The 21,005-nt window shown below is 55.9% G+C and carries 18 protein-coding genes; 17 read left to right on the forward strand and 1 reads right to left on the reverse strand.

The features are described from left to right. The first annotated feature begins 42 nt into the window (after nt 1-42). From VE23_RS21670 to VE23_RS21700, 7 genes are all read left to right on the forward strand, one after another. Nucleotides 43-759, forward strand: a complete 717-nt coding sequence (locus VE23_RS21670; RefSeq protein ID WP_049869083.1) for a hypothetical protein — start codon at nt 43-45, stop codon at nt 757-759. Nucleotides 760-797: 38 nt separating this feature from the next. After that, complete coding sequence (locus VE23_RS21675) at nt 798-1,187, forward strand: GntR family transcriptional regulator (RefSeq protein ID WP_021878471.1); 390 nt, start codon at nt 798-800, stop codon at nt 1,185-1,187. Further along, a complete protein-coding gene (locus VE23_RS21680; RefSeq protein WP_084781619.1) occupies nt 1,184-2,185 on the forward strand; it encodes an ABC transporter ATP-binding protein in 1,002 nt (333 codons plus the stop codon). The genes VE23_RS21675 and VE23_RS21680 overlap by 4 nt, the downstream gene beginning before the upstream one ends. A gap of 135 nt (nt 2,186-2,320) precedes the next feature. Further along, a complete protein-coding gene (locus VE23_RS21685) occupies nt 2,321-3,223 on the forward strand; it encodes an ABC transporter ATP-binding protein (protein ID WP_021878473.1) in 903 nt (300 codons plus the stop codon). Next, complete coding sequence (locus tag VE23_RS21690; protein WP_049869084.1) at nt 3,216-4,535, forward strand: ABC transporter permease; 1,320 nt, start codon at nt 3,216-3,218, stop codon at nt 4,533-4,535. Before VE23_RS21685 ends, VE23_RS21690 begins: the two co-directional genes overlap by 8 nt. A 35-nt stretch (nt 4,536-4,570) precedes the next feature. Next, entirely contained in the window at nt 4,571-4,783 is a 213-nt protein-coding gene (locus VE23_RS21695; RefSeq protein ID WP_021878475.1) for a hypothetical protein, read from the forward strand. A gap of 452 nt (nt 4,784-5,235) precedes the next feature. Beyond that, the gene (locus VE23_RS21700; RefSeq protein WP_049869085.1) at nt 5,236-8,331 is read left to right on the forward strand and encodes an S-layer homology domain-containing protein; all 3,096 of its coding nucleotides are present in this window, start codon (nt 5,236-5,238) and stop codon (nt 8,329-8,331) included. A 145-nt stretch (nt 8,332-8,476) separates the two neighbouring features. On the opposite strand, the gene VE23_RS21705 is transcribed toward VE23_RS21700, so the two are convergent. Next, nucleotides 8,477-10,108: a sensor domain-containing diguanylate cyclase gene (locus tag VE23_RS21705; RefSeq protein ID WP_049869087.1), complete on the reverse strand. Its 1,632-nt coding sequence runs from the start codon at nt 10,106-10,108 to the stop codon at nt 8,477-8,479. Nucleotides 10,109-10,445: 337 nt separating this feature from the next. On the opposite strand from VE23_RS21705, the gene VE23_RS21710 reads away from it, so the two are divergent. From VE23_RS21710 to VE23_RS21755, 10 genes are all read left to right on the forward strand, one after another. After that, the gene (locus VE23_RS21710; protein WP_232317016.1) at nt 10,446-12,089 is read left to right on the forward strand and encodes an AraC family transcriptional regulator; all 1,644 of its coding nucleotides are present in this window, start codon (nt 10,446-10,448) and stop codon (nt 12,087-12,089) included. A 168-nt stretch (nt 12,090-12,257) separates the two neighbouring features. Then, nucleotides 12,258-13,199 (forward strand): iron-hydroxamate ABC transporter substrate-binding protein, encoded by a 942-nt coding sequence (locus VE23_RS21715; RefSeq protein ID WP_049869089.1) that lies wholly within the window; start codon nt 12,258-12,260, stop codon nt 13,197-13,199. 297 nt (nt 13,200-13,496) lie between these two features. Next, nucleotides 13,497-14,729: a methyl-accepting chemotaxis protein gene (locus tag VE23_RS21720; RefSeq protein WP_198156199.1), complete on the forward strand. Its 1,233-nt coding sequence runs from the start codon at nt 13,497-13,499 to the stop codon at nt 14,727-14,729. Nucleotides 14,730-14,913: 184 nt separating this feature from the next. Then, nucleotides 14,914-16,542, forward strand: coding sequence for a thiamine pyrophosphate-binding protein (locus VE23_RS21725; protein ID WP_049869091.1), 1,629 nt, complete (start codon nt 14,914-14,916; stop codon nt 16,540-16,542). Nucleotides 16,543-16,578: 36 nt separating this feature from the next. Further along, complete coding sequence (locus VE23_RS21730) at nt 16,579-16,920, forward strand: hypothetical protein (RefSeq protein WP_048745265.1); 342 nt, start codon at nt 16,579-16,581, stop codon at nt 16,918-16,920. 25 nt (nt 16,921-16,945) lie between these two features. After that, complete coding sequence (locus VE23_RS21735) at nt 16,946-17,929, forward strand: 3-oxoacyl-[acyl-carrier-protein] synthase III C-terminal domain-containing protein (RefSeq protein WP_049869092.1); 984 nt, start codon at nt 16,946-16,948, stop codon at nt 17,927-17,929. Nucleotides 17,930-18,366: 437 nt separating this feature from the next. Further along, on the forward strand, nt 18,367-19,044 hold the full coding sequence (locus VE23_RS21740; protein ID WP_198156200.1) for a DUF6345 domain-containing protein: 678 nt from the start codon (nt 18,367-18,369) through the stop codon (nt 19,042-19,044). 16 nt (nt 19,045-19,060) lie between these two features. After that, complete coding sequence (locus tag VE23_RS21745; RefSeq protein WP_048745263.1) at nt 19,061-20,062, forward strand: hypothetical protein; 1,002 nt, start codon at nt 19,061-19,063, stop codon at nt 20,060-20,062. Between the two features lie 85 nt (nt 20,063-20,147). Beyond that, on the forward strand, nt 20,148-20,480 hold the full coding sequence (locus tag VE23_RS21750; RefSeq protein WP_048745262.1) for a hypothetical protein: 333 nt from the start codon (nt 20,148-20,150) through the stop codon (nt 20,478-20,480). 31 nt (nt 20,481-20,511) lie between these two features. Further along, nucleotides 20,512-21,000: a TlpA family protein disulfide reductase gene (locus VE23_RS21755; protein WP_048745261.1), complete on the forward strand. Its 489-nt coding sequence runs from the start codon at nt 20,512-20,514 to the stop codon at nt 20,998-21,000. Nucleotides 21,001-21,005 lie beyond the last annotated feature (5 nt).

The raw sequence follows: 21,005 nt of genomic DNA on the forward strand, positions 1-21,005 counted from the left end.
AGATATACACAGTATATACACTGTGTGGGGGGAGGAACGCTCTTGAGCACCTGGCAAGGCGCCAAGCTGCTAGTCAAATACGATTGGATGTCGATCGGGTACGGGTGGTTGTTCAACATCGCGATGCTGTTCTACTTCATCGTGACGACAACGCCATTGATCACGCAGCTCCGTGATCTCGAGCTTGTCGATTCGAGCTCATGGGCGATCGACTTCATCATGCTGGCCATCATACCGGTCCTGGGATTTTTCATGAACATGACGACCATCGGCAACTGGAAGCAAGCCAAGGTCGCACGCAAATTGGCCCGATTCAGACTGCTGCCGATCAGCTACCGCCAGATCGCCGTCGGACGCATCCTGACGATGGTTACCATCCTCGCACCTTCGCTGCTGATTTATTTCGGAACGCAATATGTCCTTGTTTATCACGATTTCCTGACTCCGCTGCAATTTTTGAACTTCAGCCTGCAATGGTTAGGCTACGGCATCGCGATCGGCTGCTATTATGCTTTTCTGGAGCTCGGGTTTACAGGGAAAGCCTACTTCTGGTCCTGCATCATCATCATGTTTCTGATACTAGGCGTCGCGATTTTCCTGGCTTTCAACCGATATGCGCTGGTTATCCATCAGCTGAAGGCTGTGCAGGCGGGCGACTGGACCTTGGCAGCAATCATGCTTGCAGCAGCAGCGGTGTTTTTCGCGGGTATCATCGGGCCGATGGCCAGGCGGCTCAGCCGCCGCAACCTGCTGGGGTAAACCCGGCTTGAACGTTTTCTATTTAGGGGGGTGCAGCCGTGCGGCTACCCATTCATATCAACGAGCATAGCGCCGAGCCGCTGTACCACCAGATTGAATCCCAGCTCAGGTCGCTGATCATGAGCGGCCAGCTGGAGGAGAATACGCTGCTGCCCTCCAACCGCGAGCTTGCCCAGAATCTGCAATGCAGCCTTATCACGATCCGCAGGGTGTATCAGGATTTGGAGGCGGAGGGCTTGCTCCGTACGAAGCAGGGAACAGGCACCTTCGTCGCCAAGGTCGATGTCGAAGCCGGCGCCAGGCAGCGGCTGGAGGCGGTAGAGGCGGCCGTCTCGGCTGCGGTGGACGCCGGAGCAAGCGCAGGCCTCGGCCGTGCCGAGCTGGAGAGCATGCTGCGCGAAGAGCTGAAGCGGAGGAAGATGACATGACGAACCGATCGGAGGGAAACCGGGTGAGTACAGCTGTTCAGAATGCGAAGGTGACAGCGGATAGAGGAACACAGCCGGACGTCGTTGGAAGCGTACCGGCCGCAAGCTTCTCGGGCGTGCTGCTGAACCGCAGCCGGTTCCGGCTCGGTCCCCTGGATCTGGAGCTTCCGGCAGGCTATGTGACCGCGATTGTCGGTCCCAACGGCTGCGGCAAAAGCTCCACCTTCCGACTGCTGCTTGATCAGGCTCGCCCCGATGCAGGGGAGATCATGATGCTGGGCGAAGCGGTCGGCAAAGGAACGGACGATACGGAGCTCAAGCGCAGGATCGGCTACGTCCCGGAAGAAGACGACAAGCTCGACGGCAGGCTGCGCGGCACGGCCAAGGCGGACTTCGTCCGTCAATGGTATCCCGGATGGGATCGCAACGAATTCGAGAGAATGCTGAGGCAATTCGAGGTGGATCCTTCGCTGCGCCTGGGGAAAATGTCCAAAGGCATGCGCCGGAAATACGAATTGGCTCTCGCCATGGCGCACGGTCCGGAGCTGCTGCTGCTCGACGAGCCTTCATCGGGCCTGGATCCGCTGGCCTGGCGCACGATGGTCGACGAGCTCCACCGGTACATGGACGGAGGCAGCCGGACGATCGTCATGGCTACGCATATCATCGACGAGGTGAAGCGGCTGGCCGATTATATCGCCATCATGGATTCGGGCCGGATCATCGGCATGTACGAGAAGGATGAATTGCTGGGATCCTGGCATACCTTTTACCTATCCTCCCCAGAAGGCGCTTCGCCGGGCGACGTCGCCAGCGCCGCCGCTGCGATGCCCGGAATCGTACGGGTCGAGGAGGCGGGAGGAGGCACCTGCCGCGTGGTCACCTCCAGAGCTTGGGAAGCGGAGCAGTGGTGCCGCCAGCAAGGATATCTCATCAGCGGCCAGAAAGCGCTGGAGCTGGACGATATTCTGGATGACCTGATCCGGCAGAAGCGTTAAGCGATAAGGAACACAAATCGGATCCAAGCATGAGCAACAGGAAATCAACCCGCAAAGCGAAGCCTAGATTGCAGGCGATGCCGAAAAAGGCAAACGTCTGGACAGCATTTCAAGACGAACAGGGGGAAACAAGAAGTGAAACCGCTCATTGTGGAACGAGTCGTCAAGCAATATGCAGACAAAACCGCCGTCAACGGCATCAGCCTGGAGGTGGACCGCGGAGAAATCTACGGCTTGCTCGGCGCCAACGGCGCGGGCAAAACGACGACGATGCGGATGGTGCTCGGGCTGATCTTTCCCGACGAGGGCCGGATTCTGTACAACGGCAAGCCGTACACGAAGCAGCAGCTCAGGGACATCGGCTACCTGCCGGAGGAGCGAGGCCTCTATCCGAAGGTCAAGGTCAGCGAGCAGCTGGTCTACCTTGCCCGGCTGAAGGGAATGTCGGCGGCGGACGCCGACAAAAGCCTCAAGACGTGGCTGGAACGCTTCGGAGTGCCGGAGTATTATGACAAGCGCGTGGAAGAGCTGTCCAAGGGCAACCAGCAGAAGATCCAGTTCATCGCGACGATCATCCATAGGCCGAAGCTGATGATTCTGGACGAAGCGTTCAGCGGACTCGATCCGGTCAACGTGGAGCTGCTGAAGTCGACCGTCAAGGAGCTCCGCGATCAGGGAGCATCGATTCTGTTCTCGACGCATCGGATGGAGCATGTCGAGGAGCTTTGCCGCAACATTACGATTTTGCATCGATCGAACGAGGTGCTCAAGGGCAGCCTCAAGGAGATCAAGAACCGTTTTCCGAAGGAGAGAGTCATGCTGGCAGCGGACGGAGAGGTCTCCGGACTGGAGGAGCTGCCAGGCGTTCTCGGCGTCAAGCGGCATGAGCATGCCTACGAGCTGCGTATCGCGGACGAGGCTTCCGGGCGCGCGGTATTGCGTCATGCGATGCAGCAGAGCGACGTCACCCGCTTTGAGATCATGGAACCGACTTTGAACGAAATCTTTATAAAAACGGTAGGTGAAAAACATGAATGAGTTCTGGACGGTCACCGGCTTTACGTTCCGCAACAAGGTCAAAGGCAAAGCCTTCCTTATCACGACGCTCATCCTGGTCCTTATTCTATCGCTGGCCATCAATCTTCCCTACATCATCTCGCTGTTCAAATCCGGGGGCTCGGACAGCCCGAAGACGATCGGGTACGCCTCCATGCAGAGCGACCTGGCGCAAAGCAGCGTGACCCCGACTCTCGTCGGCGATTGGGTCAAGGAATATTTCGACTCCCAGCCGGCAGGCCAGCGGAAGCTCAAGCTGGAGAAGATCGATGGAGGAGCGAATGCGGCTTCGGCGGAGGCCGCTCTCAAGAAAGCGTTGACCGACGGGAAGATCAGCGGCTACATGCTGCTGGAGCCGAGCAAGGAGACCGGCTTCTACTCCGCTCTTTTCAAATCCGAGAAGATGCTCGACAATTCCGCGGTCGATGAATTGAAAACCGCGCTGCAGATCGTCAAGGCGAATGCCGCCGGCCTTACGGCTGAGCAGAAGACGCTGCTGTATGCGCCGGTCGACGTGAAGGCGCTGCAGATATCGACGGATGGAACCGCCGAGGATGCCGGCCGCACGGCTTCCCAGCAGGGCGTCAACATGGGCATGGTCTATGCGGTCCTGTTCCTGCTCTTCATGTCGATCATGGCGACGGGCCAGGTCATCGCGAGCGAAGTGACGACCGAGAAGAGCTCCCGCATCATGGAGGTGCTGATTACGAGCGTGTCTCCGCTGAACAGCATGTTCGGCAAAATCTTCGGCATGTTCCTGGTCGGCCTGCTCCAGATCGCGATCTATGTGGCGGCAGTCCTCATCAACATCCAGATCCCGACCAACAGGGAGGCGCTCGGCAATCTGGATATCCATCTCAGCGACGTCAGTCCGGACCTTCTCCTCTTCGCTCTCCTGTTCTACCTGACCGGCTATTTCCTGTTCGCAACGCTGTACGCGGCCGTCGGCTCCCTGGTCAGCCGTACCGAGGATCTCGGCCAGGCGGTCATGCCGCTGACGTTCGTGTCTCTCGCCGGGTTCTATCTGGGCATCTTCAATCTGGCGAATCCCGACAGCATGCTGGTCAAGGTGACTTCGTTCATCCCGTTCTTCTCGCCGTATGTCATGGTTCTGAGAGTAGGCGTAGGCCATGTGGCGACATGGGAGGTGCTCGTCTCGCTCGGCATCATGCTGGTCAGCATCTACGTGTTCGGCTGGCTGTCCGCCAAGATCTACCGTACCGGCGTCCTGCTCTACGGCAAGCGTCCGAGCATCAAGGAGCTGCGCAAGGCGATGAAGGCTTATAAAATCTAGCTTCAGGGATCGAACACGGGAGGGGAATGAAGAGCATGGCAAATACGAACGGACAAAAAAGAAGCGAGAAGAGCAGCCAATTGGGCTATCTTCTATTCTTCTCCTCCATGCTGTGCCTGCTGGCCGCCACGATGGATGCCGACGGATCTTCGCTGAAGCTGGGAGTCAAGCTGGCGGCAGGCATTGTCGGCGCGGTCGTAGCCGGAGCAAGCCTTCATCAATTCGGAAAAATTCGGCGAGGACAATAACTCGTTGGGGTCGATAGATTGATCCGGGCTTCCGGATTGATGCCAGAGCACAGGTTCTTGTGAACGAAAGAGAGCGGAATACCGAAATCAACACGATATAACCGGCCTCAGAGGCCGGTTTTTTTGTTGTTCTACTCCCTTCGAGCATGTACAGTTTACAGCCGGTAAGACACGGGAGAAGCGAATCCTCCGCTTCATGAGACGGTGTGGATGCCCGCTGTTGAACGGCATAGCTGCAAAAAAAGTGCCTTTGTTGCGGAGAAATTCCGATAGCTGCCTTCCGGCGGGTGTCATCTCCGTGATAAAAAGGGATATCTGCACGCCTTTTCGATCAAAATCATTTATCTTGCTTAAAGATTTACCGATAAATACAATAGTTTAAGTGTGCTATATTCATCTGCTGCGAAACCTTATTTTCTGGGAAATAACCATTTGAGGAGATCAAGATAAAAATGAGTTTTAAAGCCAAATCATTGTCTATCCTGTCGACGGCCGCGTTGCTCAGCGTTCTGGTACCCCACGCTTCCGCACAAGAATCTTTGACCGATATTACAGGCAGCTATGCCAAAGACGCCATTAATAAGCTTGCCGAAATGGGGATCATCAACGGTATCGGCGACGGCAAATTCGACCCGTCCGGCACGATAAAGCGGCAGGACTTTGCCATTATACTGGCAAAAGCTCTCAAGCTGGATCTTGGCAGTCCCCCATCAAAGGCTACCTTCAAAGACGTCCCGAACGGCAATTATGCTTTTGCCGCTGTAGAAGCAGCGGTAAAGGCAGGTTTGTTTAAAGGCATGGGCAATGGGGCCTTTGGCGCCAGCCTGAGCCTCACCCGTGAGCAGATGGCAGTTACATTTATTAATGCGCTGGGTGTCGACAGCAGCGGAAAAGGCCAGCATTTACCTTTCTCTGATGCGGCTTCCATTTCCAGCTGGGCAAAAGACGCGGTTGGCGCTGCAGTTGAACTCGGCCTCATCGCGGGAAATCCCGACGGCACGTTCAGGCCGGTCAATGAAGCAAGCCGCCAGGATGCAGCCCTGGTCACTTCCAAGTTGCTGACCCGCCTGGAAGAACAGCCAAAGCCATCTGCGACACCAACGCCGATACCAACACCAACACCGACACCAACGCCAACACCGACACCAACGCCGACACCAACACCGACACCGACATCGACACCAACACCGGCACCAACAACACCAACACCAACGCCAACACCAACACCAACACCAACGCCAACGCCAACACCAGATCCAGCCGACCAGGCAGCGGCCGATCTGGTGAAAGCCCAAATCGCCGCCTTGCCGGCAAAAGAGGCCATCACTCTGGCCGACAAAGCAGCTGCAGCTCAAGCACGAACGGCCTATGAAGCTCTGACTGCAACTCAGAAGATACTTGTAGGAGATATCGACCGCTTGACGGATGCAGAGGCGGCTATTGCGGCGCTGGAAGCGCAAGCAGCAGCAGACCAGGCAGCAGCCGATCTGGTGAAAGCCCAGATCGCCGCCTTGCCATCAAAAGAGGGGATCACTCTGGCCGACAAAGCAGCTGCAAGTCAAGCGCGTACGGCCTATGAAGCTCTGACCGCAAACCAAAAGGCGCTTGTAGGAGCTATCACGCGCCTGACGGAAGCGGAGGCGGCTATCGCGGCGCTGGAAGCGCAAGCAGCAGCAGACCAGGCAGCGGCCAATGTGGTGAAAGCGCAAATCGCCGCCTTGCCGGCAAAAGAGGCTGTCACTCTGGCGAACAAAGCGGCAGCAGCTCAAGCGCGAACGGCCTATGAAGCTCTGACCGCAGCCCAGAAGGCGCTAGTAGGAGACATCACGCGCTTGACGGAAGCGGAGTCGGCTATTACGGTGCTGGAAGCGCAAGCAGCAGCAGACCAGGCAGCGGCCAATGTGGTGAAAGCGCAAATTGCCGCCTTGCCGGCAAAAGAGGCTGTCACTCTGGCGAACAAAGCAGCAGCATCTCAAGCACGAACGGCCTATGAAGCTCTGACCGCAACCCAAAAGGCGCTTGTAGGAGCTATCACGCGCTTGACGGAAGCGGAGTCGGCTATTGCGGCGCTGGAAACACAGGCAGCAGCAGATCAGGCAGCTGCGGATTCTGTGAAAGCCCAAATCGCCGCTTTGCCGGCAAAAGAGGCTGTCACTCTGGCGAACAAAGCGGCTGCAGCTCAAGCACGAACGGCCTATGAAGCTCTGACCGCAACCCAGAAGGCGCTTGTAGGAGACATCAACCGCTTGACGGAAGCGGAGGCGGCTATCGCGGCGCTGGAAGCGCAAGCAGCAGCCGACCAGGCAGCGGCCAATGCGGTGAAAGCGCAAATCGCCGCCTTGCCGGCAAAAGAGGCTGTCACTCTGGGCGACAAAGCAGCAGCAGTTGCAGCACGCACGGCCTATGAAGCTCTGACCGCAACCCAGAAGGCGCTTGTAGGAGCTATCACGCGCTTGACGGAAGCGGAGGCGGCTATTGCGGCGCTGGAAGCGCAAGCAGCAGCAGACCAGGCAGCGGCCAATGCGGTGAAAGCGCAAATCGCCGCCTTGCCGGCAAAAGAGGCTGTCACTCTGGGCGACAAAGCAGCAGCAGTTCAAGCACGCACGGCCTATGAAGCTCTGACCGCAACCCAGAAGGCGCTTGCAGGAGCTATCACGCGCTTGACGGAAGCGGAGGCGGCTATCGCGGCGCTGGAAGCGCAGGCAGCAGCAGACCAGGCAGCGGCCAATGTGGTGAAAGCGCAAATTGCCGCCTTGCCGGCAAAAGAGGCTGTCACTCTGGCCGACAAAGCAGCAGCAGCTCAAGCACGAACGGCCTATGAAGCTCTGACCGCAACCCAGAAGGCGATTGTAGGAGATATCACGCGCTTGACGGAAGCAGAGGCGGTTATTGCTGGCCTCGAGACCCTTACAAGCAAAGTGTTGACCACTTTTGATTTCTCTACCGTTTATGCTGCTCAAGCCAGGGGAGAAAGCAAAACGATAACGTCAACAAATTTCCAAGCGAACCCGAAGCATTTCACGATAAGCGACGGGAAGATCACCATTCCGGTTGACCTGACCTGGAACATTCCGTTGAACGGATTCACTACAGGACAGGTGGTAGGCTCGGCGGTAGACAGCTTTATCCAGGACTACTGCAATGCGCATGGAATCGACCTTGGTAACCGGACCTTAGGCGGGATGGGGTTTGAAGACACCTTCTTCATCACTACCTTCAAAACCGGATCTTCCGCTTCGATTACATTGGGCGGAAATGATTGGTCCTTCTTCTTCCAAAACAATCATTACACCGGGACGGACGAGGACAGCTCCAAAAACCGTACGTTCACCATCGGCGACGGCGCAGCAACGGCAACGATTATGCTGGATTGGAATTATGCCGACATGGCTGCCTTGGTCAGTGATCTGAATAATCAGCTGAACGCGGCATCCGTAGCCGCTATCGCCGTAAAAGTAAACGAGAATCAATTCAAGCTCGTTCCGAGCTCCTCTGATAAAACCATAACGGTTTCGGGAAGAGACAAAGATGTACTGTTCGGCAATTAAGAGGTTAATGGCCGAATAACAAGATGAATAGCAGGCTGCATGATCGTGCTCCTTCAGCTGTTCAGCACGGAGCTCGGCCGCAGGACGGAAATAGAGAGAAGCCGCATACCGGATCGGTATGCGGCTTCTCTCCGTTTTCAAAAGGCTAGCCTTCCTTGCCTGCGAAGGTCACTCTGTTCTTGCCTTCGCGCTTCGAGCGATACAGAGCCTCGTCGGCTTTGCGGATGACCGAGATCGGATCCGGGTCGTCATCCGGCCATCGGGCTGCGCCTACGCTGCAGCCGATTTCAATGGAATGGCCATCAATCAGCAAGGGTTCATTGATGGCCTGGATAATCCGGTGCGCCAGCGCGGTGCCGCCGGCTTCGGAATCGTTTGCGGAGGTGTAGAACACGGCCAGGAACTCGTCGCCTCCCAGGCGGACCGCAAGCTCTCCAGCACGCATGCAGGAACGGATTCTAGCCGCTGTCTGCTGCAGGAGCAGATCGCCGACTTGATGGCCGTACTGGTCGTTGACCAGCTTGAAGCCGTCCAAATCCATGTAGAGAAAGGTCAGAACCTTGCCGCTGCGGGCAGCGGCGACCGCGTGGTCCAGATACGAATCCAGCGCGCGGCGGTTGGGAAGTCCCGTAAGCTTGTCCTGATGAGCCTGATTTTCCATCTCATCGAGCGCAAGCTCGGTCTTCGTCAGGTCCGTGACCAGGTGATGGAGGGTTTTCGACAGAATTTCAATGTCGCGGATGCCTTTATGGATCGGAATCGCCGAATGCTCGCCCCGGAGCAAGCGCTCGGCGGCAACCGTAATCCGTTTCAACGGGCGAGCGGCCATGCCGGCGGTGAACCACCCCGCTATCGCGAACACGAGGGCGGTCAATACCCCGATCCCAATAATGAAATGCCGGATATCATCTACGGGAGCGTAGGCGATGTCGATCGGCTGCCTGATGATGACGGTCCATCCGAGTCCCTTGTAGTTCTGATGCCCGTCTCCAAGCGCGTACCCCGTCAAATAGGTTTTGCCGTCGCTCCAGCGTTCCTTCGAATAGCCGTTCTTGCCGGCTTGAGCTTCCGACAAGCTGTTCAGCACCAGCGGCTTGCCCACCATGGAGGAGGGGCCGATGAGAACCGTATCGTTGTTTCGGCTGACAACCAGAATATCTACTTTTTCTTTATGTTCTTGCAAGGGATGCAAAATAGAGGCTTCGATCTCGCGGGCCCAGGCCCAGCTGAGATGAGCCGCCAGCACCCCTTGAACGTTCAAGGCCTTGTCGTAGATCGGCAGGCTGATGTCGACAAACTGCATCGGCTCTCCGGTCGGATTGGGAAGAAGCTTGCCCAGCAGGACCGCCTCATGGACGTCTCCGATGAACTTCCCTTTTATCCCTTCCTGAAAAACAGGACGCTGAGCGATGTTGCTGCCCGTCAAAATCCCGTCGGTGGATGCGATGACCGTTCCCTTCGGGTCCAGATAGCCTACCCAGGTAAATGAAGGCAGGCTTAATTTCAATTGATCCAGCAAAGCTCGGATTTGCTCCGGGGAGCCGGGATGCTGCAACGCTTCCAGCTTGCTCAGCACATCGAGCTCACCCGAGCGTGACCACATGAAGGAATCCAGTTTATCCGCCATCTGATAGGATGTTTCCGATAGGGACTGGCCGATCTGGGATTCGATTTCAATGGTTGTTTTGCTGCCGATCGACCAGCTCAGCGCTCCGGTCAGCAGAATGATTACGGCGGCGAGCAAGACGGCGAAAATGGATCGAAGCGAATAAGACATCGGTAGGATTACGTTCCTTTCTTGGCGTATGCTGTCGTAAGGGATACGATGGACCTGCAGCACCGCAGTTTCAATCATCAGGCATGTCCTCGAAGAGAGAGCGAGCTCAGGAAAACGAACAAGACAGGCGATGACAGCCCCGCCGATTCGGCAGCTTCATCTTCTCCTTCCTTATATCGGTTAGGTACAATGGACATTATAGCGCATGCTTTTCCAAGGTAGGCTCCGAGCCGGCAGGATTCCGCTTCTCCGTCCGTCTGCACATCGGTCGTCCAAGCGGGCATAGTAGAAGCAAGAGATGGGCTTGTTTACACTTTTTTCATATGGAGGCATTGGGGTGGATAAAGTTGTGGTCCCGGAATGGGTGGAGTCCCGGTTTCCGTTCTATACATTCGACAGCATCCAATCGCTCTATGGCAGCGCGAATCTGCCGATCGGGCAAAGCTCTACCGCATTGGTCGCCATCGCCGGCGGCAAAGGCATCTTCAAGGCCGGCGATCGCAGCGGCGAAATTGCGGAAGGGAGCATCATTCTGCTTCCACCATGCAGCGAGGCCGCTCTGATTGCGGACCGTCTGCAGCCGCTCCATGCCTATACCCTCTCCATCGGCTCCATGGAGCCGAAGCAGCTTGCAGAGGGAATGATGCGCAAAAGCGATATCGCCTCCAATTCAGAGGTTCGCTTCTTTCCCTGCGAGCCGGAGATGGCTGCCCTTGTAGAGGAGCTGTACGTCCATCGTTCTCCGGAAAGCGAAGCCCGCCATGTCCGCAATCAGATCGTCTTCCACCAGCTCGTTCTCATGCTGCTCGAGCGGCAGCATTCCAGGGAGGCGGCAAGCCTGCAGCCGTCCATGGAACGAAGCCTGGCTTATTTGGAGAATCAATACAGCGGCAGGATGACGCGAGACGCCTTGGCCGAAATCGCCGGAGTGAGCTCGTCCCATTATTCCATTCTGTTCAAGCAGCTGACCGGCTTCTCCTTCAATGAATACTTGTCGCGCCTTCGCGTTCATCGGGCCAAGGAGCTGCTCCTGAGCGGCTCGGGCACGCTGAGAGAGATCGCGCTCAAGGTCGGCTACAAGGACGAGTTCTATTTCAGCCGGCGGTTCAAGCAGCAGACGGGAATGCCGCCCTCTGCCTACAATCGGATGCCTTTGCGGCGAGCAGCCGTCATGCTGACTCCATACGCCAGCCACCTGCTGCTCCTCGGGCTGGAGCCGGCCGTCCTCATATCCGACAACAGCGAATACGTGAACGCGGAAGGGGTTCAGCAGCCGCAAGCGATGCTGTTCATTCATGCCGACAGCTCCGTCGAGCAGGTGAGGTCGGCTTTGCTCGCCCATGACATCGAGCTGATCATTGCCGACAGCCGGCATCTGGACGAGCATGGGCTGCATGCCGCCCAGCTGCGTGTCGCCGCCCCGATTGCGGAGATTCCATGGATGGGGGTCGGGTGGAAGGAGCATCTCCGTCTTATCGCCCAGGTAATCAGGCGAGCCGAGCAGGCGGAGCGATGGCTGGCTGAATTCGAGGAGGAGGAACAGGCAGCCCGTGCACGGATACAGCATAGCGGAGCGGCTGGCGAGACGATCACGATAGTGGTGGTCAAGCCGGATAAACTGCTCGTATACGGAGCCCGCAATGTCGGATATGTCCTCTACAGCTCGCTTGGTCTGCAGCCGCCAGCCAAGATCAAGCAGGAGATGAATTGCCTCGGGGAACAATTCCATTCCATCTCTATTGAAATTTCGCAGCTTGCGGACTATGCGGGCGACCGGATTATGGTCATCGTGTTTCCGGATGTCAAAGGGTCGACGGCGCATTCCGAAGCGGTGCTGGGCTCTTCCTATTGGGAGGAGCTTCCCGCTGTACGCCGCAATCGCGTTCACTTTCTGGAGAAGGATGACTGGGTGCCGTACAATCCGGTATCGATTCGATTGCAGCTTCGGCGGGCGGAGGCGCTTTTTACGGGCAATCAATAGTCCAAGCTGTTTTCGTTGCCGGCAATCAATAGTCCAAGCCCATTTCCCAACAAAAAGGCATGGCTCGAAAACCAATGCATCTCTATAATAACTCATGTAAATGAGAATGATTTTCATAATCATTAATTGGCTGTGTAGAGATCGCATCTAAAGGGAGAGAGTCATGTCATGAAAAAGCTTTCCGTTCTATTTGTCCTTGCCTTTGTTGTTCTGCTGAGCGCCTGCGGCGGCAATCAAGCCAGCGATGCCGACGCCGGAAGCTCCCCGGCTCCCGCAGCGCCGCCCGCATCGGAAGCGGCAACCTTTACTTATCAATCCGAGAGCGGACCTGTCGAGGTTCCGACTCATCCGCAGCGCGTCGTCGTGCTTACCCGGTTCCTGACGGGCAACGTCATGATTCTCGGCGTACCGCTGGTCGGCGTGGACCAGATGTCCATGGACAACCCGAATTTCGCCGGCAAGCTGGACGGGGTGGAAGCTGTAGACGAAGAAAGCCTTGAAAAGATTGTGGAGCTGAACCCGGATCTCATCATCGGGCTCTCCGATATTAAAAACATCCATAAATTCAAGGAAATCGCCCCTACGGTCACCTATACGTACGGAAAGGTAGACTTCAAGCAGCAGCAGCTGGAAATCGGCAAGCTGCTGAACAAAGAAAAGGAAGCCCAAGCCTGGGTAGACGACTTCGATGCCCGTACGAAGAAAGCCGGAGAAGAGATCAAGGCGAAGATCGGCGCCGATGCGACGGTCTCGGTCATCGAGACGTTCAACAAGCAGCTCTATGTCTATGGAGACAACTTTGGCCGCGGAACCGAAATCCTCTATCAGCAATTCGGCCTGCATATGCCGGAGAAGGTCAAGGAAGCGACGAGCAGGGACGGCTACTTCGCCGTATCGAATGAAGTCTTGAGCGATTATGTCGGCGACTATGTCATTTTCAGCAAAAACGCCGATGAAGACAATTCGTTCCAGACGACGGAAACGTACAAGAACATTCCCGCTGTCCAAAATCAGCATGTCTTTGAAGCGGACGCAAAAGCGTTTTATTTCAACGATCCTCTGAGCATGGAATATCAGCTGGACTTTTTTATCAAGCATTTTCTCGGCTAAGCCCGGCACCATGATTTCTAGTTCCGAACCGGCCCTTCCGGCCGGTTTTTTTTGGTTCGGCTCCGCATGAGAAATTCGGGGCGGCGGCATGGAAAAAAAGCGGATTTCGACAAAAATCGTTCAAATTTGCCATGAAGTTAAAGAATGCATCGTTATATTCCGATATGTGTAATGTTTGCAGTCGATCCGCCGGGAGCGGAAAGGAGCGTCGTCATCAACGAAAGCTCAACAAGCAACCTAGCATTCAGGCGGGGAGCAAACAGGCAACCATAGTCAGTAAAGAAAGCGGGCATGATCATGAACAATCCGTTTACGGCCGGAAGGCCTCTGGCGCTTGCGTTTGCCGGGTCGGCCGCACTGATCGGAGCGGCATCGGGTATCGTCCATTTCGCCGTGCTGTCGCTTGCGGGCGCAAGCGGCCGCAGCGCCGCATGGGGCGGAATGCTGACCTTTGTCCTGGTTCTTGCGGGAGCGGCTGCATTGACGGCGCTCTCGCCGAAGATTCGCCGCCACTTCGGCCTGGAGCCGGCAGCAGGCGAGGCCGAGGCTGCGACTTCTGCGCTGCAGGAACAGGAGCAGTCCCAGAGCACGGAGCGCATCCTGTCCTTGGCCAAGGAAGCGGCTGCCGCTTCCGGTTCGCTCGTCCGGGACAATGAGTTCTGCAAAGACCTGGTGGAAGGAATAACGGCTTCCATCGAGCAGATCTCGCTCGGCAACGAGTCCATCGCAGTGGAATCCAGAAACAATATGGCCATGCTGGAGGAAGTCACGAAGGGGATGGAGCATATCGCGAACTCCTCGATGTCGCTTGCAGAGGAGACGGCTGTCGTAGCGGAGACCGCCGACCAGGGAGCCGCGGTCATCGACAATGCGGTATCCCAGATGAATGTCGTCTCCGAGCATGCGGCGGCTTCCTCGGAAGCATTGTCGGGAATGAGCGGCTTGAACGAGGAGATCGAGAAGATCGCCCATGTCGTGAGCCAGATTTCCAGCCAGATCAATCTGCTTTCCCTGAACGCGGCGATCGAGGCTGCCCATGCGGGCGAATTCGGCAGGGGCTTTTCGGTCGTTGCCAGCGAGATTCGCCAGCTGGCCGAGCAGTCCTCCTCTTCGGCCCGGGATATCGCCAAGACGGCTGCGGATATTCGAAGCTATTTCCGGCGTTCCTCCGAAGCGATGACCCGTTTCAACGCGGAGCTGCAGTCCGGGGTGAGCAGCGTGAACTCGGCCGGACAGGCTTTCCATGAGATCGTCGGCCTGACGGGAAGCGTATCCGAAAAGGTTCAGGAAATATCCAGCGTCACGCAGCAGATCAACGCAAGCACGGAAGAAATTTTGACCTCCGTCCGCGGAACGTCGGAGAGCACGGAAGTGGCGCTGGCCGGTTCCAAGGAAATCTCCATGTCCGCGGAGGAGCAGCTGGACGCCATGTCGCAGTCGCTCGATTCGGCACGTCTGCTGAGGCAGCAGGTGCTGGCCATCCAAGAAGAAGCATCCCGCCATGCGGCTGATCCTGAAGCAAACAGATGAAAATGGGCAGCATTCAACACTTGCCGAAGAAGGCCGTTCCTTTCATGGAAGAGCAAGGGGCCGCCGGTCCGGCGATCGCGGCCTCCATCGGAGGCCTGCATGAGCCTGCTCCGGCGCAAGCCGCCAACGGAAACGCCTAGCCGCTTTTTACAGAGAAGATTTATAGAATCGGAGAGTGGATTCGATGAAACTCGCAGAAGCCATGCTGCGTTATTTGAAGTCTGCAGGAGTCGAGTATCTGTTTGGAATTCCGGCCGGCATCATCGGACCGATCTATGATTCGCTCATCGACGTGGGCATCAAGCCCGTCATCGCGAAGAACGAGGCGGGATCGGCCTATACGGCGGCCCGTTATTCCAGCACTTCGGGAAGGCTGTCCGTATGCGCCGGAGCGGGAGCTGTAGGCGTCAGCAACATGATGAACGGCATTGCGGACGCGAAGCGGGCCAAAGCCCCGATGCTGGTCATCGCTGGCGGCATCAACCGCTGGCAGATGGGCAAAGGAGCCATCCAGGAGCTCGATGGAGAACAGATGGTGAAGGGTGTCACCAAGTACAGCGCGACGGTGCTGCGCGAGCAGGATGTGCTGGAGGAGCTGGACAAGGCGGTACGGATCGCTCTGACTCCTCCTTGCGGTCCGGTGTACCTGTGCATTCCTATCGACATCCAGCGCTTGGATCTGGACGTTCCTATTCCCGAAGCGCCGGCTGCAGCCGAGTTCTCAGCTCCTCTGCCGGACCCTGCTTCGCTGGAGCATGCGGCTGAGCTGATCCGCTCCGCAAGCAAGGGGCTGATCATGGTCGGCCGCGGCGGGCGTGGCTTCGGCGACGGCATCAGGCAGCTCAGCGAGAAGCTGCAGTGGCCCGTAATTACGACGCCGGCCGGCAAGGGAATCGTTTCGGGAGATTTTCCTTTGAATCTGGGCAACTACGGGTTCTCCAGCACGGAGGCAGCCAGCCGGTATGTGAATTCCGCCGAACCCGACTGCGTGCTTGTGCTGGGCAGCAGCCTCGGGGAAGCCTCGACCTGCAACTTCAACGACGTGCTTGTCGCCGGACGGAAGGTCGTCCATGTGGACCGCGATCCTTCCGAGCTCGGCAAGGTGTTCCATACGGACGCAGCCGTATGCGGCGATCTGAAGGAGGTTCTTCCTTATCTTCTGGAGGCTGTTCCGGCCGCATCCATCCGGTACATTCGGGTGGAGACCGTCAACGCGCCTTACGAGCTCAACCATACCGGCATGTCTCTGCGGCTGTTCCTGGAAAACCTGAAGCGCACCATGCCGTCGGATACCCGCTATGTATGCGATATCGGGGAGTTCACCAACTTCGCGCTGAAGTACATCCATGTCCCGGACGGGGGAGACTTCGAAATCAACCTCGATTACGGAGCGATGGGCTCGGCAATCTCGGGAGCGCCCGGACTGGCCCTCGCCGATCCGTCCCGGCCGGTCGCCGTCATCGCAGGGGATGGGTGCTTCTTCATGAACGGGATGGATATTCTGACCGCCAAGGAATATCGGATTCCCGTCGTTTACTTCATCATCAACAACGCGATGCTGTCTTATGTGGAGAGGGGCCAGCAGTTCCTCTTCAGCCGCTCCATTCCGGATTACAAGCAGGAGCGCATCTCCATCGCGGCCATGATGGAAGCCGCCGGAGTACGGTCCATGTCGGTCGGCAGCATCGAGGAGATGGCGTCGATTCCATCCTTCCTCGAAAACCTGGACGGTCCGTGCCTCATCGAGGTCATTACCGATGGAACCGAGCCTGCTCCGATTCTGGACCGGCTCAAAGCGCTCGTCGTCAACTGAATTCAACTAAACTCGCCAAGAAAGAAGGATACCGAAATGGGTAGCTTCAATATTGATCTGGATAAAACGAACAAGATTTTCAACGCGCAGGTAGAAGGAACGTTCTCTCCGGAGGACGGCATGAAATCCGTGGAGGCGTACAAGGCCACCATCGCGACGATCGATACGTCCGAGTACGAAATCCGCATCGACTGCACGCTGCTCAATGTCTCGGCTCCAAGCTCGCTGCCGATTCTTGAAGGCTGCTTTGCGCTGTACAAGGAAGACGGCTTCAAAAAGGTTTCTCTCCTGCTTGCCAAAAATCCGGTGCTCAAAATGCAGCTCGGACGCGTCGCTCGCGGAGTAGGCCTGGAAAACTGCGAAATCACCGAAGTCTAAATCCGATCCAGAGGAGGCAAAGCCAATGACAGCCGTCCGAATCCGCAGCCTGGAAATCTACCATCCTTCCCACGAAGTGGACAATGAGTACTATATCGAGCGCTTCCGCCAGTCCGGCGTCGAAGTGTCGGGCTTGCTGAAGGCGCTTGGCCGCGACAAGCGGTTTGTCATCGACAGCCCGGAAGAAAATACGTACACGATGGCGCTGGAGGCATCCTGCAAGGCGCTTGCCGCCGCCGGGTTGGCTGCCGAGGACCTCGATCTCATCATCTTCTCCTCCCAGACGCCGGAGTATCTGCTTCCGAGCAACGCTCTCAAGCTCCATAGCGGACTTGGCGGCAGCAAGCAGACGATGTGCTACGACATCAACGCGAACTGCGCAGGCATGCTGGTGGCGGTCGAGCAGGCGAGCCGCACGATGCTGAGCAATCCCCGCATCAAGCGGGCGCTCGTCGTCGGAGCGGATCACTTCTCCGTCCACAGCCCTCAGGAGCCGGTGTACCATTCCAACTTCGCCGATTCCGCGGCTGCCGTCATTCTCGAATCCCAGGAAGGAAGCGGCGGCTTCATCGATTCGCTCTATCAGACGGACACGGCGGTCATCGACAATTCCCTGTTCCCTGCCAATGGCCTCTCGAACCTGTATCGCGGGGACGCTGCCGAAGCCCAGGTCCGATTCACTCCGTTCGACGACTCCGTATGCGTCGATTCCGCGGTCGATTCCCTGCGCGAGCTGATGGAAAGCAACGGAATCCGGGACGTGGAGGTTGGCGCTTATCTGTTCTCCCAATTCTCGGTCGGCAACGTGAAGCTCGTCTCGGAGCGGCTCGGCATCGACGGCTCCAAGGTCGCTTATGTCGGGGACAAATACGGCTACACCGCCAGCAACAGCCCGTTCCTTGCCCTGCATGACGCTCTGCGGGACGGCAAGATCAAGCGCGGCGACTATCTGGTGTTCTGGACGGTCGGCGCTGGCTGGCAGAACGTATCCATGCTGATGGAATACTGATTCGTTATTCTTGTCTTAAAAAAGCTGTCTCCTTGCCGAAAGGCAGGGGGACAGCTTTTTGATTTGTCGTACAGGATGAATCCGCTATGGCCAGAGATGAAGTGACAGCATCATTTAATTTATAAAAAAGATATTTATACAGAAATAATATTAATGTGAAATGATTTTTTTCTCCTAAATAGAAATTAGTAATTTTTTACTATTTCCATGAACAAAAAAGATTGATAGGATAAAATTGCTTTAAATTCCAAATAAAAGAAATGAGAGGTGCAATTGTGAAAAAGAAGATAGTCATCCCGGCTCTGCTGGCTGTATCGATGGGATCATCTTGGGCGACCGGAGTTGCCGATGCGAAATGGACGCATGGGTACAGCGGACAAAGCGCCTATCAGAGAACGGGCAGCTGCGCGTACGGCGATCGTGCCGGAGGAGAATATGTGCAAGCCTTGCATGATGGCATGGTAGGCAACAATCTTGCCGACACAGGCACCGTTTATAGGGATAATCAATCCTGGTCCAGCGATTTGACGGGTTCCTTTGCAGACTCCAAGCAATTTTTCGCTTTTGCGGGACATGGACTGGATGCGAATGCCATCGGCAATGGAAAGGGAGCAGCCTCGCATTTCTATACCTTGAATTCCTCCACCCAATTTCACTCAAGCCACTCTGATGATGCGGCAAACGCGCAGTGGGACGAAATCAGATGGGGGAGCAACGGATTGAGGTGGGCAACGATGTACCAATGCAACTTCCTGCGGAATCTGGGTTCGACGGCCAACGATACCAAGATTCTGAATATGTTCAAAGGAATGCGGCTCATGATGGGTTTTGCGAGCATTATGTACCTCGACTCTCGCGAAGGGGGCAGGTATGCGGCCAGGATCGGCGCTGGATGGACTCTCAAGGACTCCTTCTTCGATGCGGCGGCTTACTATCAGCCGGCTCTCAAGTACGGCGAAACAAATCCGACTGGAAAGGTTATCGCAAGAGTTGTAGGCCCTACTTCCCTCGGGGGAGACAAATGGGACAGCTCTACGGGCGCAGGCCTTTCCTTCAACGGCAGCAATGCAAGTTCGTTTACCACTTGGACAAAAGAAATTACTATAAATCCTTAAGGAGGGAAAACCATCGATGAAAAAGCTCATCATTTCGGCAACCGCGCTTGGCGTTCTCGCTTTTGCAGGATATTCGTTGTCCGTTGAAGGCAAGAGCGAAGAAAAGCTGCCCGAATTGTTCATTCCGGGGATGGGGCAGAGCGTGGCGAACGACTTCAAGCTGTCGCTTGAATCCATGGACAGTTCCGAGCTCCCGGAAAAACAGCAGGTGTATAAATTCAAGAAGTTCAATATTACCCTTGAAGACGCCAGAAAAAAAGCAGCTCAATTCGATCCAAGCTTCGAGAAAGCGGCTCCCAAACAGAATGCTCAACTGAATTCGTATTCATTCGAAAATGAAACGGTATTAGTGGAAATAGAAAAAGATACTGGAAAGATGTACTACCAGGATAAGACTTATCCATCCGAAGTGGCGAAGAACATACCGAGCGATGAGGAAGCCGTTGCATCTGCAGAGGAATTTCTCGAGAAGTTCGGATGGCTGCCTGAAACTTTCGAGCCTGCGGGAGTGACGGCCAATACGATCGTTCCTGGAGATGTCAATTCCGAAACGGAAGCAGGAGACTATGTATCGACGAAAACAGTTCATTTCTACCAAAAGATCGATCAATTGCCAGTTCTCGGTGTTTCACGGATCATGGTAGAGGTTGGAGATAACGGGCAAATCGTATCGGCGAGAAAATATCACAAGGAAGTGGAGGCCTTTACGAGCTACGGCCTGAAATCAGTCCGGGAGGCCGCTCAAGACCTGCAGACGTCCAAAGGTGTCCACAATATCTCGGAGGACGCAAAAAACGTCGTTCTCGATAAGGTGGAGCTGGCTTATTACGAAGATCCGGCCAGATTGGATCAGCAGCCTTATTTGCAGCCCGTATATGTTTTTGAAGGAACCTATGATTATGAAGGAAAGAAAGTAAGCTTTTCCGGAGTTGTCCCGGCAGTCAGCAGCGGTTCTATTAAAGCCATGGATGCAGACGTTCCGCCAGCTGTAAGTTATAAGGAAAAAGAGGGGAAATAAGGTTTGAATCGAATGATGACGGTACCGCTAAAGGGGGAACGGAATTCCAGCGGCGGTCACCTTTTTTGGCACAGGAGGATGGAACTTGAAATCAAAGTGGAAGTTAGGCATGGCAGGGGCAGTTGTGCTCCTGCTCGCTGCCGCGGCATTATGGCGCTTGAACCCATGGCAATCGACGCTCCCTGCCCGTATCTTGGTTCCGCTGCCGGGCGTATCGGAGAACGGGAAGGTCAAGTGGACGTACGAAGAAAACAAAACCACTGCTGCTATCGATTCCCTCGTGCTCGTTGAAGACGAGCGGAACAAGCACTACCAGCCCGGTGATGAAATCAAGCTGATGAATACCGTTTTTGTGCTGAAGGAAATCAAAAAGGTTGGCGGAGACGAGTATGCGGCTGAGCTCATTCTCAAGAAGTAGCGCAGACGGAGGCCGAGGGAAGCGGCAGCGCATGATTCAGGGAGGCTTGCTGGCAGCTGTCCTTGTGTTGGCTATTTATGCCGTATACGATGCTTCCAGTTCCTCCGAAGAGGCTGCGGATGAGATCCTGCTGAAAGATAGGGCGGGAGGCGAGCATAACCTGAATCTATCGGACGGAAAAGTAAAGCTGATCAACATATGGGCTTCCTGGTGCGTTCCTTGCCAAAAGGAGATTCCTGTCCTGGACAAGCTGTTCCAGACATACAAAAAGGAAGTCGATTTCTATGCCGTCCATGCAACCCGGCAGGATACGGTCTATGAAGCGGTCAACTTCCAGCTGAAAATGAAGATGAAAACGCCGGTTTATTTTGATGAAAAAGGCGAGGCAGAGGAGTACTTCAAGCTTAAGTCCATTCCGACGACGATACTGGTCGATCAAGACGGGAAGAAGCATTTTATTTATGGCCCTTTGGAAAAAACGGAAGTGGAAGGTTTGCTTGAAGCCTATTTATCCCGATAAGAGAA

Source organism: Paenibacillus sp. D9 (assembly GCF_001188365.1).
In the GTDB taxonomy this organism is placed as follows: domain Bacteria; phylum Bacillota; class Bacilli; order Paenibacillales; family Paenibacillaceae; genus Paenibacillus_O; species Paenibacillus_O humicus.